The sequence below is a fragment of the Bathymodiolus thermophilus thioautotrophic gill symbiont genome, from assembly GCF_003711265.1.
Lineage (GTDB): Bacteria > Pseudomonadota > Gammaproteobacteria > PS1 > Pseudothioglobaceae > Thiodubiliella.
In genome coordinates this window covers 570876-584452 of sequence record NZ_CP024634.1, presented here as the reverse complement: position 1 = coordinate 584452, position 13577 = coordinate 570876, and the positions used below count along the sequence as shown (strand labels likewise).

Genomic DNA, 13577 nt, shown 5'->3' with positions numbered 1-13577 from the left:
CTAATTACTCTTCAAAAAAGTCTACCATTATATCTAAACCACCATAATTAATCACGATATCTGCATATTCAAGCACTGCGGGTTTGGCACGATAAGCCACCGACAAGCCTGCCACTGCCATCATTTCTAAATCGTTTGCCCCATCCCCTATTGCAATTGCTTGGTGCGGCAATATTTGGTGTTTTGCACATAACTCGGCAAGAAACTCAGCCTTGGCAGTTGCATCAATAATACCCCCCTTAACCTTTCCTGTTAATCGATTATCCTCAATTGCCAATGTATTCGCACGATTATAATCCAGTCCAATATCTTGCGCTAATCGTTGAGTAAAGTAAGTAAACCCACCTGATACCACTGCTGTTTTTATGTGTTGCGTTTTTAAAAATTGAATCAATGCTTCGCCGCCCTTGTTAACCTTCAATCGCTCAACATAAACTCGGTTTAATACTGCTATGTCCAAACCTTGCAATAAAGCAACTCGCTCAATCAAAGACGCACTAAAATCCAATTCCCCCTGCATTGCCCTTTCAGTAATCTCAGCCACCTGTGGTTTAAGGTGGGCAAAATCTGCAATTTCATCAATACATTCAATATTAATCAAAGTTGAATCCATGTCGCTCACAAACAACCCTGCCTTAGAAAAATCAAACGCAGGCAAATAATTGATATCCACCCGAAACTCATTTCTTAAATCATCAAGAGGCGCCGAGTAATCAGCGTGCAGGCGAAAATGCGTTGATTTTTCCTCAACACTCGCTGCAATTTTTTCTGATATTTGTGTTGCTAATTGTTGGTCTTGACTGTGTAGAATAATCGTATTCATAGGTCACTTGCTAGTTATGCCATTTTCAAAAATAAAATGAATAATATAGGGCTTATAATCACCCAAGCATTAGTAGTAAAAATACCTGTGCTACTTTTGATAACATGGATACTTTTACTACTAATGCTTGGGATGAGGGTGAGTACTAGATTGTTTGGTTTATTTCTTGAAAATGGTATTAGTCTGTAATATGGTGCGGAAGGAGAGACTCGAACTCTCACGCCTTTCGGCACTGGAACCTAAATCCAGCGTGTCTACCAATTCCACCACTCCCGCGTAAAAGTGGCATTATACACTTTGAGACCTTTGCATAAATATAAATAATCATCAAGAATCCATATTTATGCAAAGGTCTCACTTTGAAAATGCTAAAATGCAAACTTTATAATGACAAAAGACAACAAAATGACAGTAAATAACACAGTAATGGCAATAGCAGGGATTTTTATCATGGGTTCACTACTATTAAGCGGCATCAACTTCAATGAGCCAAATTGGCTGTGGCTGAGTTTCTTCGTTGGTTTTAATTTATTTCAATCATCGTTTACAGGGTTTTGCCCAGCCGCTAAAATCCTTAAAGCATTAGGTATGAAAGACAACGATTGTTGTTCTTAAGACGGCTTCTTAGCGTCAAACCAATTTAGCTTTTCTCTTAACTTAACCACTTCACCTACAATAATTAAAGTAGGTGCGTGGATAGTTTCGTTTGCCACTAAGTCAGGTAGTTGTGCCAACGAGGTAGTATGCACCTTGTGTTCAGGTGTGGTGCCTTTTTCAACTAAAGCAACTGGCATATCGCCACGCATCCCATGTGCTTGTAATTGTTCTGAAAGATGCTGTGCGCCTTTAAGTGCCATATAGAAAACGATGGTTTGTTGTTCAACTGCTAATTCACTCCAAGGCAGGTTCATACTGCCGTCTTTTAAATGTCCAGTAACAAACCGACAGGATTGTGAATAATCTCGATGTGTAAGCGGAATACCTGAATAAGTTGAACAACCAGAGGCAGCGGTAATACCTGGAACAACTTGGAAAGGAATGTTATTTTCAGCCAGAGTTTCAATCTCCTCACCACCACGCCCAAAAATAAATGGATCGCCGCCTTTAAGACGGCAAACGCGTCTGCCCTGCCTAGCCAAATCTACCAATAATTGGTTAATACCATCTTGTGGCACACTGTGATTGTCCCGCTCCTTACCGACATAAATCAACTCAGCATCACGCCTCACCAATTCCATAACTTCATCTGAAACCAAACGGTCATACAAAATCACATCCGCTTGCTGCATTAAACGCAAGGCTTTAAAGGTCAATAAATCAGGATCCCCTGGACCACCGCCAACCAAATAAACTTCACCAATATCACTGTCCGTACTCCCATCAAGTTGTGCTTGTAAATCTGCTTGCGCTTCCTCAACTTTACCAGCAAACACTTTTTCTGCCACCACGCCCGAAAATGCTTTTTCCCAAAAATAACGACGGTCTTCAATGTGACTAAATTTAGCCTTCACTTGACCTCTGAAATTACCAGCAAGCGTTGCCAATTTGCCATAAGCATTTGGAATGGTACTTTCTAGTTTAGCACGAATTAATCGCGCTAACACAGGCGCCTTGCCCGCAGATGAAATAGCAATAACAATCGGACTTCTATCAACAATAGATGGCATCACAAAACTACACAAATCAGGGGAATCCACCACATTAACAGGAATATTGGCAGTTTTTGCCAACTCAGATACTTGCGTATTAAGTGTAGCATCATCGGTAGCAGAAACAATCAGCACTTGAGTGGTAACATCACTCGCCTCAAATGCTTTTGTTAACAAATTAATTTTATTGTCTTTTGCCAACTGAATAACGCCATCACAGCACGCAGGTGATACACAAGTAATTTGTGCATTTGCCTTTAATAATAAATTGATTTTTCGATAAGCAATATCGCCCCCGCCCACAACCAAACAAGATTTTTGGGTGATATCAATAAAAATAGGAAAGTAATTCATAAGCCATTTCACGCTAAACTCAAAGTAGGTATTATAAAGGCCTTTGCATAAATATGGATGGTTAGCGTCATTCAATTTTTACGCCATTAACAATTGACCCCAACAAAAGCCAAGACTGAATTTACCCTTCTGAGACTGCTGGATAAAGTGAATTTTTAATGATTGCTCATATTTATACCCTTTTCAAAAATAAAATGAATAATATGAGACCTTGGCATAAACATAGATTGGCAAAATTCAATTTTTGCCCACTTGGTGATTTTCTTAAACCTTATCCTAGCAGGGTTAAGACTGGGTTTAAAAAATTGCCAATTTGGTGAAAGTGGATTTTTGACGATTATTCATATTGACGCAAAGAGCTCAATGTAGTGCTTAATACTTGGGGTGAGAATAAGTACCAGATTGTTTGGTTTATTTTTGAAAATGGCATTATATAAAAGTCTCCACACTGTGTAAAATGTCTGCGTATGTCAAGCAAGCATTATACCTGCCCTTTTTCACATTTAATTTTAAGTGGTCGCTGTGGCTGTGAATTTGCCGCTAAAGACTGCATTGCTGAAAAAGAATTTGGCACTTGCCTCAATGAGTCCACCTCCAACGACTGCCAATCACTGTATCAGCAACTTAGAAACAATGGCAACTTTGCACTAAAATCACACCATCAATCCAATCTGTCAGTCGGACAACAAGCAAAAATTAAAATGGGCGGCTTGCTGGCTTTGCAAGAAATCATTCATCAATCTCCTGCTGATAACATTGATGATATTGCCACACTGGTTAATACAATTAAGCATCAATATGGCGATTTTAAAAAACTGCCTTTTTCAAAACTAATGCCCAGAATTGCCAAGTTTAAGTTTAGAGTGCGTTAAAATTTACACCGTTTTAATGTGTAATGTCTTTAGTTTGACTACTCAGCGTTTCAAATAAAATATTACTCTTATCTAAATATTTTTTTAATCTTGATACTTCTTCCAAATCTTTGTCTTTATACAAATCTTGTAAATATTGATAAGAAGCCGTTTGATAATTTAAGTCAATTTTTAGCGTCAATGCACCTTCGGATGCCTCGGAAATATCTATTTGATAATTTATATCATCACTGCCGCCGATGAAATTACCATCTGTTGCGGCATTTCCATGTACAGCAATATCAGCATTTGCCGTGTCTTTGTTAAATCCTTGTGGTAGCAGTCTATTATCTTTACTATAAGTTTTTGCTCTTAACAAAGTGTAGGTCAATGTAGCGTCAGTATCAACCATAATTGCTTCATAAATTTGCACTTGCTGCGGGCTGTTGATTGTATTGTAATGAGGCTCATAACTCAATGAATCACTATCAGCATCATTGCCAACAATAGAGCCATTGGCATTTGTTTTTCCAGATTCGAAAACAACTTTACCAGTTTTATCTGTTAATAATAAATGTAAATAAGCCCTTCTTGAAGGATAAGAGGTTGGGGTTTTATGCCCCGAAAGGTTGTTAACTTTAACTGTAACCGTTAAGATATTATTGGCAATAGATTGCCCCTCGATATCAATTGTTGTAGCCGTTTTTAAAAACGCCCTATTGTCACGAATTGCAGTGTCAAAATCAACACCAGAAACACCCAATTCGGTGGCATTATTCTTGAATATATCTAACATATAATTATTCGTACCTAAAAAATTATGTTTAGAAAAATTAGACCTGGCAGATAAAGATTTAGGTCTATTGGAGATTTTTGTACTGGCAATTTTTGGCATATGGCAAGTTTGACAACTCTTAGGCGATGTGCCCTCATCATCAAAATTACTATGTTGCCATTCGCTATAAGGCATTTGCTCAGGAAACTCCCCATTCGCTACTAAATTTCCAGAAGCATCTGCATAAGGTGTTTTTAAATTGTGACAAGTAGCACATAGCGCAGATTTGCTTATATGGTCTGATTGAGTAGGTGTGAACGACACATGTTTTTGCATGGGTCGAATATATGGGTCAGTGTACTGCCCATAAAGCTTTCTGTCTACTAAATTAACAAAAGATTCAACAGCATAATTCCCAGACATGCCTGCTTCAGTTCCAAAATCTTCGGTTTTTTTGATTTGATGACAAAATGTACAAGAGACACCATCAACTGCTTGCTTGTGATATGGATTATCTTCTTTTAAAAACCCATCGTTGCTAGCAAGTATATTAGGCGCAATAGAGCTTTTTTTACTCTCCACATTTGCCATTGGCGTATGGCATGCTGAACATTTGTCGTTAATTTTATCTTTGATATTCGGTGTTCTTTTGAGTTCACTACTAACTTTTGCAATCCAAAATGGATCTTTACTAGAGTTCGCCATCATCGTTGCCCTCCAGTCTTTTACAATAGAATGAGGATTGCCACTTGAGTCTGTCAGATTATCATGACACATTGCACAATTATCTGCACTAGAAAATGTAGCACTTTGAAAGGTTGTTGGCAAGAGCGGTGCCTCAGGTGGCTTCCCTCCGCCACAAGAAACTAACGCAAAAGCTGATAAGATGATGGAGAGTTTTAGTGTTGTATTTTTAGCGATACTTATCCTCTTTTGTGTGTTCATTAATAATTCCTTTTATTTAATCGAGATTATGGTTAAGTTCTATAATTCTACTAGAAAATATATTGTTTTGTCAAAAAAATATTCTTTTCAAATTCAAAAACAGGATCGTGAGACCGTTGAATTATAAAAAATACAAAGAAAAACTTGTCAAAACACAGCAACAGAATGGATGCCTAACTACTCTAGTGGGTAAAATGACAGTATGAGACTTTTGCATAAATATGGATGATTAGCAAAATTCAATTTTTGCCCACTTGGTAATTTTCTTAAATATTGTCCTAGCGGGGCTAAGGCTGGGTTTAAAAAATTACCAAGTGGGTGAAAAGTGGATTCTTGATGATTATTTATATTTATGCAAAGGTCTCAGTATAAAGGAGTGGTTAGTAAATACAGTTACACCAATGCGTTCAAAATAATCGCCTCCAATAAAGAGGTTTTGAGCGTTGTCAAAATCAGCCGATTCATCGATTTTTGGATTGAGTGTCGTATGAAGGGCGTGAAATGACTCAAAAAGATTGTTTTTTTCCTGCCCAAGTAAAGGGTATTTGTCTTTTTCACCTGCTACAGCATTAAAATTAACTCTGTTGGATTCATTAGCAAATATATCTTTTTGAAGTGGTTTTAATTTTGGCAACTGATTTTGACATAGTGATTGACACTTAAAAAAATAAAGAGACTTTACTTTTAACCAATCTGCATTGAACAATGATAATGATTTTTTTAAGCCCCTTCAAACAACACATTCTAGTCGTTGTCAAAATCCAATACTTGTTTTACCAATGGAACGGTGATATTGCTTTTCCTCTGTAAAGATGCTTTGTCTAGTTGGTTAATGGCGTTGAGTAAATCGTTTAAATCTCTTGAATAATGTTTGAACAAATAAGGGTATATTTTGGGGTCAATATTGATGTTTTTGTCTGTCATTTTGCTTTGTAAAATGGCGGTTTTTTGTTCATCGGTTAAATTTTCAAGGGTGAAATTGACGGCTAAAGACAATCTGGTTTTTAGGTCTTTTAGTAGGTTTAATTCTGCTGGTAAATGGTGTGTGCTAATAATGAGTTTGGTTTGTGTGTGTTTGATTTGGTTGTATAAATCAAATAATTCTTGTTGTTGTGTGTTATTTGCATCTTCAATATTGTCGATACATACCCAGTCATTTGTAGACAATTGGGCGAGGAAATCTGTGGGTAATTCTTCTTTAATGTCAATATAAACGGCGCTCAGTTGCTTGTCCATTGCGGTAAAGGTGCAACCTTGTAAAAGGTGTGTTTTACCGCTGGATTTGTCGCCAGAAATTACCACTACATTAGAGTGGGTATCGTTAAATAGTGTGTTGATCAGGGTTACAATTTGGTTATTTTTAGCCCCAACAAAATTACTTAATCGCATTTTAGCATTGAGCAATACTGGCAAACTAAGTTGCTTCATTTTTTTTGTTGTTTTTCTTGATGTAGAACTGTTTCAGTCCAAATCCAAATATAATCAGCGCCACTTAACATGGTTGAGGTGGCAACGATAATAAAAAGAATCATTTCCCATTGGGACAATGCGGGGTATAACTGCATAATGACTAAGAATAACACCAATGTGATTTGCAATGCGGTGTTAATTTTTGACAGTTTAGAGGGGGCTAATAAGAGACTTTTAGATTGCCCGCTACCCATAAAACTACCCACTGTACCTGAGACAATCATCACATCTCGTAGGAAAATCAACGCCAACAACCACAGTGGCAATAAGTCAATCATATAAAGCGTTATAAAACTGCTGACCAATAACAATTTATCAGCGGCTGGGTCAAGCATAGAGCCTAATCGAGTTTGAAATGAATAACGCTTGGCAATCCAACCATCTAAAGCATCGGTAATACCTGCAATAAAAAACAACATCAGCGCCCAAGAGAACTGATGATTTAACAAAAATAAAACCACAGGTACTGTTAAAATAATGCGTAAAATTGACAGTGCGTTTGGAAGAGAAGAAAAGCTCATTTTTAGACAGTTGAAAAATAAATTAATTATACGGAAAAAAACCTATGTCGTCATTAACTTACCAAGATGCTGGTGTTGATATTAACAAAGGCAATGATTTAATTGAAAAAATTAAACCCATTGCCAAATCTACTGCTAGAGATGGTGTACTAGCAGGGCTAGGAGGCTTTGGCGCTATGTTTGAATTGCCAATCAACAAATACAAAAACCCTGTGCTAATCTCAGGCACTGATGGTGTTGGCACCAAACTTAAAGTGGCTGAAATGCTTAATAAACACGATACCATCGGCATTGACTTGGTGGCAATGTGTGTCAATGATTTAATTGTACAAGGGGCAGAGCCGTTATTCTTCTTAGACTACTATGCCACGGGAAAATTGAATACCGATATTGCCGTTTCTGTGATTTCAGGCATTGGAGAGGGGTGTAAGCAATCAGGTTGTGCATTAATTGGCGGAGAAACTGCTGAAATGCCGGGTATGTATGCAGGTGAAGATTACGATTTGGCGGGTTTTTGTGTTGGCATTGCTGACAAAGAAGATGTAATTGATGGCAGTAAAGTCAAACAAGGGGATCACATTATTGCGCTTGGCTCATCTGGTCCACATTCTAACGGCTACTCGCTGATTCGCAAAGTATTAGAAAAATCCAAACCCACTGAAACGCAATTGCAACAATTGATTGAGCCGACTAAAATTTATGTGAAATCCGTTTTATCTTTACTTGAAAAACACTCAATTCACGCTATTTCGCATATTACCGGTGGTGGCTTGTTAGAGAATATTCCTAGAGTGTTGCCGGATGATTTAGCGGCAGAATTAGACGATACTTCATGGCAGTTACCGGATATTTTTCAATTTTTGCAAGACAGTGGTAATATTGAAATGACGGAAATGTATCGGGTCTTTAATTGTGGTGTTGGCATGGTGTTAATATTAGATGCCGACGCCAGTGCTGATGCCATTCAACATCTTAAGGCACAGGGTGAAAATGCATGGTTAATCGGTAAAATCGTTAAAAATGATGGCACACAAGTTATTATCTGATGTTGTTGTGTTGATTTCGGGCTCAGGCTCAAATCTGCAATCTATTATTGATAATGCCGATAATATTGGCATAAAAATTCAATCTGTTGTTAGCAATAAAGCCGATGCATTCGGCTTAGAGCGTGCAAAAAAAGCAGGTATCGCCACTCAATTCATTGACCACACTCAATTTTCAACCCGTGAAGCATTTGACCAAGCCTTAATACAACACATCGACACACTTAACCCAAAATTGGTGATACTGGCAGGCTTTATGCGTATTTTATCAGCAGATTTTATCAATGCCTTTGCAGGTAAAATCCTAAATATTCACCCCGCACTCTTGCCAAAATTCAAGGGATTGAACACACATCAGCGTGCCATTGATGCACATGAAGAGTTTGCAGGCGCTACTGTCCATTTTGTGACTAACGAATTAGATTCTGGTGCGATAATCTTGCAAAAATCAGTGGCTATTGAGTTAAACGATACTGCGAAGAGTTTAGCCGCCAAAGTTTTAGAACAAGAACACATTCTTTACCCAATTGCCATTAAGAAAGTTTTGCAAAAATAAATTTATTGAAACTTTTACATAAATATGGTGGTTAGCAAAATTCAATTTTTTCCCTCCTAAGAGATAGTGGTGTGGTGACAAATTAATTGGTGATTTCTTTAAAACTTATACAGAGAAGGAACGATTACAAACCGTTCCCTACGGTTGGGCTTATTCCTTTGAAGGGGGCTATTGTTGGGGTTGCTGGAAAAATTACCAAGTGGGTGAAAAGTGGATTCTTGATGATTATTCATATTTATGTAAAGGTCTCATAGTGTTTAATACTTGGGCAAGGATGGAGATACCCGATTGCTTGATTTATTTTTGAAAATGGTATTATTACCGTCTTTAGTGCTAACACACTAATTTGCCATGGCGACAATAATGAGGTTTTTTTATTGTGCAGTAGGCTTTTTCCAATGATTATCCATAAAAACCTTAAGCGTTTAAAAATAGGTATAATAGCCCAATTTATTTTACGGTAGCAACTTTACTTATGAATTTTTTTGAACTAGAAACTAAGAACGATACCATTTGGATCAACACAAACAAAGTGATTAGCGTCCGAGTGTGTTATATTGATGAAGAAGATCAAGAGGCGCGTGTTTGCTTTGAGCTTGATGGTGGTAAATACAAATCACTCTCTTCTGCAACGCTTTCATTGGAAGAATGTGACGACTTGGTTAACAAATTTTTAGCAGCTTCCGGGCAATAAACTCAAATTGGGTTTAGCCGCCCTTTTTCAATAGATAGAAACCTTTGTGCCAATATTCTATCATTAACAGAAAATTTAATTTTTACCCATTTAATGATTTTTTTTAAACCTTGCGCTGATAAAGTTAGCATTAAGTTTAAAGAATGATCAGGGTTAAAAGTGTGTGTTTTGATAAGTATTCATATTTACACAAAGGTCTTATAGATTCTGTTGTTCAACTGTTAATCGTAAAAAATACTTGGGGCAAACAAGCGTCAAGTGGGTTGGTTTATTTTTGAGAAGGGCTTAAAATAGTTTTTAGATATTGTCCTGTATAAGACCCTTTAACTTTTGTTACTGCTTCAGGGGTGCCAAAGGCAATAATATTACCGCCTTTGTCGCCACCTTCGGGGCCTAAATCAACAATCCAATCAGCCGTTTTAATGACATCGAGATTGTGTTCAATAATAACGATGGTATTCTTGCGATCGCGCAAACGGGTAATCACGGATAACAGTTGTTTGATATCGTGAAAATGTAAGCCTGTGGTTGGCTCATCAAGAATATAGAGTGTCTGTCCTGTATCGGGCTTTGACAATTCTTTGGCAAGTTTAATGCGTTGCGCCTCACCGCCAGATAAGGTTGTGGCATTTTGCCCTAGAGTAATATAAGACAAGCCAACATCCATCAAAGTTTGTAGTTTTTGTTTGATTTTTGGAATGGGCTCAAAGAACAGAACGGCTGTTTCAACTGTCATATCTAGCACTTGCGCAATGGTTTTGCCTTTATAAAAGATTTCCAAGGTTTCTCGATTATAACGGTCGCCATTACAAACATCACAAGGCACATAAATATCTGCCAAAAAATGCATTTCCACTTTAATCAAGCCATCACCTTTACAAGCTTCGCAACGCCCTCCCTTGACATTAAAACTAAAACGCCCTGCTTTATAACCACGCAAACGCGCCTCTAATGTTTGTGAAAATAAATCCCGAATTAAAGAAAACACACCTGTATAAGTCGCAGGATTTGAGCGTGGTGTGCGTCCAATTGGACTTTGATCGATATTCACTACTTTATCAAAATATTCCAAACCCGTTATAGATTTATACGGCGATGGCGTGGCTTGTGCACGATTCAGGTGTTTGGCGGCCAACGAATACAAAGTATCGTTAATCAAGGTGGATTTTCCAGAACCAGAAACACCCGTAATACAAGTGAGAACACCGACGGGAATAGACAAATCCACTTGATTAAGATTGTTGCCCGTTGCCCCTTTAATGCGCAACCATTTTTTTGCTTTTTTGCGTTTTTTTGGAATCTCAATACTCTGGCGACCACTGATATAGTCTCCAGTAATAGAATTAGGATTGTCGCTAATTTGTTGTGGCGTACCCATAGCAATAATTTCACCACCATGTGCGCCTGCACCAGGGCCAATATCAATCACAAAATCTGCTTGCTTGATAGCATCTTCATCATGCTCAACCACAATAACCGTATTGCCAATATCTCGTAAGTAAATCAAAGTATTGAGCAATTTTTGATTGTCTCGTTGGTGTAAGCCAATAGATGGCTCATCTAATACATACAAGACGCCCATCAATCCAGCACCAATCTGACTGGCAAGGCGAATTCGTTGCGCTTCGCCCCCTGACAATGTGCCAGAGCGACGCTCTAAATTTAGATATTCTAAGCCAACATTGAGTAAAAATTCTAAACGCTGAACAATCTCTTTTAGAATTTTCTTAGCAATTTCACCTCGCACTCCATCAAGTTTTAAATGCTTGAAAAAATCATGCGCATTGGCAATAGAAAGTTTACTAATATCAGGTAAATTGTATTCTTCGATAAAAACATTTCTAGCCGACTCATTTAATCGCCCACCCTGACAACTGGTGCAATCTTTACTCACCACATAACGAGACAGTTCTTCACGCACTGAGCGGATTTCACTCTCCTCATAACGGCGCATCATTCTAGGCACAACACCTTCAAAAGGTTTGGCTTTATTTGACCAGCCTTTGCGTCCTTTAATTTTTGAAAAATCAATGACATCTTTGCCACTACCATGTAGCACAATTTTTTTATGCGCTTCACCTAACTCTTCATAAGGCGTGTCAACGCTAAAACCATAATGTTGTCCGACCAAAAGTAAAATTTGATAAAAATAAGCGTTAGAATGTCCCCAACCATAAATTGCACCCTCGCTCAAACTGGCACTCGGATTGCTCACCACTTTACTTTCATCAAAAATATCTTTAATGCCCAAGCCATCACAACTTTGGCAAGCGCCAACAGGGTTGTTAAATGAGAATAACCTTGGCTCAAGTTCAGTTAAAGAATAACCACATTTTGTGCAAGAAAACTTGGCTGAAAACACCAATTCTTCTTGAGTTGAATCTGCATCTAGCGAAGCAATACGCACCAAACCAGCACTCAAATTTAATGCTGTTTCTAGAGATTCGGATAGACGCGAGGCAATATCTTTTCGTACTTTTAAACGGTCGATAACAATCTCAATGGTGTGGCGTATTTTGCCATCAAGCTCATCCATACTGTCTAAATAAACCACTTCGCCATCGATTCTAGCACGCAAAAATCCCTGATGAGAAAGCTCTTCTAACATCTTAATATGGCTGCCTTTACGATTTTGCACCACCGGTGCCAATATCATAATCTTTCTACCTTCTGGTAAATTGATAATACTGTCCACCATTTGTGAAATGGTTTGCGAGACCAAATCAATGCCATGCTTCGGACATTTGGGCAAACCCACACGAGCAAACAACAACCTTAAGTAATCATAAATTTCAGTAATGGTACCGACGGTTGAACGAGGATTGTGTGAAGTGGCCTTTTGTTCAATTGAAATAGCAGGCGATAAGCCCTCAATATGATCCACATCAGGTTTTTCCATCAACGATAAAAATTGCCGTGCGTATGCTGATAACGATTCAACATAACGGCGTTGCCCTTCTGCATAAATGGTATCAAATGCAAGGGATGATTTACCTGAACCAGACAAGCCAGTAATCACCACCAATTTATTGCGAGGAATGTCAATATCAATATTTTTTAGATTGTGAACTCTAGCGCCACGAATACTAATTTTATCCATAATAAAATTATGTCAAACAAAGGATTAATTATAACGCTCATACACGGTAAAATTATAACTTTTTTACCAACAAAACAACAATATGAATAAGTATAAGCGTATTCTCTTAAAATTAAGCGGTGAAGCGCTTGCTAAAGGCGATAATACACTAGACCCAGCAACACTCAGTAAAGTGGTTGGTATTATCAAATCTGCACTTGATCAAAAGGTGGAAGTTGGTATTGTTGTTGGTGGTGGCAATATTTTTAGAGGTGCAGCACTGGCACAAGTAGGTATGAATCGTGTTACTGGCGACCACATGGGAATGTTGGCAACTGTGATTAACGCTTTGGCGATTGGTGATGCGTGCAAACGCGCCAATATTGATGCGCTGGTTATGTCGGGTTTTCCAATTGGTGGCGGTGTTTGTGACCCTGTTGACCACAACAAAGCCAAACAAGCACTCAGTGCAGGCAAAGTGGTGATTTTTTCAGCAGGCACAGGTTCTCCGTGCTTTACCACTGACACAGGTGCGGTATTGCGTGGCATTGAGATTGAGGCGGATGTTGTATTTAAAGCCACCAAAGTGGATGGCGTTTATACGGATGATCCAATGAAAAACCCTGATGCCACACGCTACAAAACACTGAGTTTTAATGAAGCAATTGAAAAAAATCTACAAATTATGGACACAGCGGCCTTTGCCCTGTGCCGTGAACACGGTCTAGATATTTGTGTATTTAGTATGCTTGAAAATACCAATACACTGTCTGATATTTTAAACGGCAAGCCTGCTGGCACAATTATAGGAAACTAA

At 38.2% G+C, this 13577-nt stretch carries 14 protein-coding genes and 1 tRNA gene; 6 read left to right on the top strand and 9 right to left on the bottom strand.

What is annotated here, in order from left to right; genetic code table 11:
• Positions 1-4: 4 nt before the first annotated feature.
• Complete coding sequence (gene serB, locus MS2017_RS02035) at positions 5-823, bottom strand: phosphoserine phosphatase SerB (RefSeq protein ID WP_122951098.1); 819 nt, start codon at positions 821-823, stop codon at positions 5-7.
• 191 nt (positions 824-1014) lie between these two features.
• Positions 1015-1099 (bottom strand) — tRNA-Leu (locus MS2017_RS02030).
• 111 nt (positions 1100-1210) lie between these two features.
• Here MS2017_RS02030 and MS2017_RS02025 point away from each other — a divergent pair.
• Entirely contained in the window at positions 1211-1438 is a 228-nt protein-coding gene (locus MS2017_RS02025; RefSeq protein WP_306822005.1) for a YgaP family membrane protein, read from the top strand.
• Here the strand turns inward: MS2017_RS02025 and cysG are convergent.
• The gene (cysG, locus tag MS2017_RS02020; protein ID WP_122952209.1) at positions 1435-2826 is read right to left on the bottom strand and encodes a siroheme synthase CysG; all 1392 of its coding nucleotides are present in this window, start codon (positions 2824-2826) and stop codon (positions 1435-1437) included. The two genes, MS2017_RS02025 and cysG, sit on opposite strands and share 4 nt — an antisense overlap.
• Before the next feature lie 467 nt (positions 2827-3293).
• Between cysG and MS2017_RS02015 the strand changes: the two genes are divergently transcribed.
• Positions 3294-3698, top strand: coding sequence for a hypothetical protein (locus tag MS2017_RS02015; protein WP_122951097.1), 405 nt, complete (start codon positions 3294-3296; stop codon positions 3696-3698).
• A 13-nt stretch (positions 3699-3711) separates the two neighbouring features.
• Here the strand turns inward: MS2017_RS02015 and MS2017_RS02010 are convergent, their stop codons facing one another.
• The 4 genes from MS2017_RS02010 to MS2017_RS01995 all read right to left on the bottom strand — a co-directional run bounded on the left by MS2017_RS02010 (position 3712) and on the right by MS2017_RS01995 (position 7388).
• On the bottom strand, positions 3712-5397 hold the full coding sequence (locus MS2017_RS02010; RefSeq protein WP_122951096.1) for a multiheme c-type cytochrome: 1686 nt from the start codon (positions 5395-5397) through the stop codon (positions 3712-3714).
• Between the two features lie 340 nt (positions 5398-5737).
• Positions 5738-6031, bottom strand: coding sequence for a hypothetical protein (locus MS2017_RS02005; protein ID WP_164707569.1), 294 nt, complete (start codon positions 6029-6031; stop codon positions 5738-5740).
• A gap of 110 nt (positions 6032-6141) precedes the next feature.
• On the bottom strand, positions 6142-6825 hold the full coding sequence (hda, locus tag MS2017_RS02000) for a DnaA regulatory inactivator Hda (protein ID WP_071565225.1): 684 nt from the start codon (positions 6823-6825) through the stop codon (positions 6142-6144).
• Positions 6822-7388 carry a CDP-alcohol phosphatidyltransferase family protein gene (locus MS2017_RS01995; RefSeq protein WP_071565224.1) on the bottom strand — a complete coding sequence of 189 codons (567 nt, stop codon included), beginning with the start codon at positions 7386-7388 and terminating at the stop codon, positions 6822-6824. The genes hda and MS2017_RS01995 overlap by 4 nt, the downstream gene beginning before the upstream one ends.
• A 44-nt stretch (positions 7389-7432) precedes the next feature.
• Here MS2017_RS01995 and purM point away from each other — a divergent pair, with 44 nt between their 5' ends.
• Entirely contained in the window at positions 7433-8434 is a 1002-nt protein-coding gene (gene purM, locus MS2017_RS01990) for a phosphoribosylformylglycinamidine cyclo-ligase (protein WP_122951094.1), read from the top strand.
• Positions 8409-8987 carry a phosphoribosylglycinamide formyltransferase gene (gene purN, locus MS2017_RS01985; RefSeq protein ID WP_122951093.1) on the top strand — a complete coding sequence of 193 codons (579 nt, stop codon included), beginning with the start codon at positions 8409-8411 and terminating at the stop codon, positions 8985-8987. The genes purM and purN overlap by 26 nt, the downstream gene beginning before the upstream one ends.
• Positions 8988-9085: 98 nt before the next feature.
• Here purN and MS2017_RS11760 read toward each other — a convergent pair whose 3' ends face one another.
• On the bottom strand, positions 9086-9220 hold the full coding sequence (locus MS2017_RS11760; protein ID WP_277424491.1) for a hypothetical protein: 135 nt from the start codon (positions 9218-9220) through the stop codon (positions 9086-9088).
• A gap of 242 nt (positions 9221-9462) precedes the next feature.
• Between MS2017_RS11760 and MS2017_RS01980 the strand changes: the two genes are divergently transcribed.
• Complete coding sequence (locus MS2017_RS01980; RefSeq protein WP_071565221.1) at positions 9463-9681, top strand: hypothetical protein; 219 nt, start codon at positions 9463-9465, stop codon at positions 9679-9681.
• Between the two features lie 268 nt (positions 9682-9949).
• Here MS2017_RS01980 and uvrA read toward each other — a convergent pair whose 3' ends face one another.
• Positions 9950-12781: an excinuclease ABC subunit UvrA gene (uvrA, locus tag MS2017_RS01975; RefSeq protein WP_122951092.1), complete on the bottom strand. Its 2832-nt coding sequence runs from the start codon at positions 12779-12781 to the stop codon at positions 9950-9952.
• An 82-nt stretch (positions 12782-12863) separates the two neighbouring features.
• Between uvrA and pyrH the strand changes: the two genes are divergently transcribed.
• Positions 12864-13577 (top strand): UMP kinase, encoded by a 714-nt coding sequence (gene pyrH / locus MS2017_RS01970; protein WP_071565219.1) that lies wholly within the window; start codon positions 12864-12866, stop codon positions 13575-13577.

What these genes read in the sequence shown, in the direction of transcription:
- cysG (WP_122952209.1), bottom strand. Translation starts at nt 2,826, where the DNA reads ATGAATTACTTTCCTATTTTTATTGATATCACCCAAAAATCTTGTTTG.
- MS2017_RS01980 (WP_071565221.1), top strand. Translation starts at nt 9,463, where the DNA reads ATGAATTTTTTTGAACTAGAAACTAAGAACGATACCATTTGGATCAAC.
- hda (WP_071565225.1), bottom strand. Translation starts at nt 6,825, where the DNA reads ATGAAGCAACTTAGTTTGCCAGTATTGCTCAATGCTAAAATGCGATTA.
- serB (WP_122951098.1), bottom strand. Translation starts at nt 823, where the DNA reads ATGAATACGATTATTCTACACAGTCAAGACCAACAATTAGCAACACAA.
- uvrA (WP_122951092.1), bottom strand. Translation starts at nt 12,781, where the DNA reads ATGGATAAAATTAGTATTCGTGGCGCTAGAGTTCACAATCTAAAAAAT.
- MS2017_RS02015 (WP_122951097.1), top strand. Translation starts at nt 3,294, where the DNA reads ATGTCAAGCAAGCATTATACCTGCCCTTTTTCACATTTAATTTTAAGT.
- MS2017_RS02025 (WP_306822005.1), top strand. Translation starts at nt 1,211, where the DNA reads ATGACAAAAGACAACAAAATGACAGTAAATAACACAGTAATGGCAATA.
- purM (WP_122951094.1), top strand. Translation starts at nt 7,433, where the DNA reads ATGTCGTCATTAACTTACCAAGATGCTGGTGTTGATATTAACAAAGGC.
- purN (WP_122951093.1), top strand. Translation starts at nt 8,409, where the DNA reads ATGATGGCACACAAGTTATTATCTGATGTTGTTGTGTTGATTTCGGGC.
- MS2017_RS11760 (WP_277424491.1), bottom strand. Translation starts at nt 9,220, where the DNA reads ATGAATAATCATCAAGAATCCACTTTTCACCCACTTGGTAATTTTTCC.
- pyrH (WP_071565219.1), top strand. Translation starts at nt 12,864, where the DNA reads ATGAATAAGTATAAGCGTATTCTCTTAAAATTAAGCGGTGAAGCGCTT.
- MS2017_RS01995 (WP_071565224.1), bottom strand. Translation starts at nt 7,388, where the DNA reads ATGAGCTTTTCTTCTCTTCCAAACGCACTGTCAATTTTACGCATTATT.
- MS2017_RS02010 (WP_122951096.1), bottom strand. Translation starts at nt 5,397, where the DNA reads ATGAACACACAAAAGAGGATAAGTATCGCTAAAAATACAACACTAAAA.